Source organism: Pseudoalteromonas sp. S558 (assembly GCF_005886635.1).
Lineage (GTDB): Bacteria > Pseudomonadota > Gammaproteobacteria > Enterobacterales > Alteromonadaceae > Pseudoalteromonas > Pseudoalteromonas aliena.
Map to the genome: position 1 here is coordinate 1 of NZ_PNDU01000563.1, position 1,196 is coordinate 1,196.

At 40.1% G+C, this 1,196-nt stretch carries 1 protein-coding gene and 1 pseudogene; both read right to left on the reverse strand.

The features are described 5' to 3' along the window. Window positions 1–75 precede the first annotated feature (75 nt). Window positions 76–369 (reverse strand): annotated as a pseudogene (locus CWB66_RS21435) (SPFH domain-containing protein); the annotation flags it as partial. Between the two features lie 10 nt (window positions 370–379). Then, complete coding sequence (gene deoC / locus CWB66_RS21440; protein ID WP_138587003.1) at window positions 380–1,126, reverse strand: deoxyribose-phosphate aldolase; 747 nt, start codon at window positions 1,124–1,126, stop codon at window positions 380–382. Window positions 1,127–1,196 lie beyond the last annotated feature (70 nt).

Below are 1,196 nucleotides of genomic sequence, written 5' to 3' on the forward strand. Positions count from 1 at the left end.
AAAGTTGAGATGTTATTTTATCAAATTAAAGAGAATTAAATCGAAATTTTTGAAATTGGTCTGATCAATGTCTGTTAAATCATCATTCGCTAAGATTCTAAATGTCTCGGTATATGTATTGGGTCGCATATCGATGTTTACCACTTCATTTCGCAGTAACGACATACCGTAATTAGATGGGCCCTTCATTGTACCTTGATAACCACCTTCACCAAATACACGCGGCTTTTCGAATACGTAGCCTTCTTCACCTGCGGGTGTGCTTGGGTTAGTGCATGCAGTTAATCCAAAACCAACGACTCCTACAACCAATGCACCTTTAAATAGGTTATTAAACAATGTTTGTGTCCCGGAGTTTCTTGCTCTCATCATCTTTCCTTTAATTACTTTTTAATATTGTATAAACGTCACTTAACAAGCTTGAAGCACCAAACCTGAATGTCTTTGCTTGCAGGTAATCATCACCCATTATCGCGCGTGCAAGTGCTAAATAATCACTAGCATCGGCCACTGTTTTAACACCACCGGCGGCTTTAAAGCCAACATGCTTACCAGTATTTTTAATTGCACTGAGCATAATTTTTGTTGATTCAAGCGTGGCATTTACAGCGACTTTACCCGTACTGGTTTTTACAAAATCAGCACCGCCTTCAATTGCAAGCTCCGTGGCTTGAGTTATAAGCGCTTCGGTTTTAAGTTCACCGCTTTCAATTATTACTTTGAGTTGCGCGCGCGACCCACACGCTTTTTTACTTTCACTTACATAACTAAGTACTGCTTGAGCATCGCCCGCTATGAGTTTTTTATAAGGAATAACCAAATCAATCTCATCCGCGCCGCGCTCTATTGCAATGAGTGTTTCGTTTATAACATCACTGAGTGACGCATCACCCGTTGGAAAGTTAGTGACTGTTGCCACTTTAACGTGGTTAAGCCCACGCACTGCGAGTGCTATTTTTGCGTCAGCAACGAAATCGCTATAAACACATAAGGCTGCTGGCGTGCCTAAGGTAGGATCTATGCTATCAACGAGTGCTTGAATATCTTTTGTAGTATCACTGCTGTTTAAACTTGTTAAATCCATAAGTGCGACTGCTAATGCCGCGTCTTTTTGATGCTGTGTCATGTAGACTCCCTTTCCTATGTAATACCAATTTTATTAAAAACATGATCATTTTAGCGTATTAAATAACTCA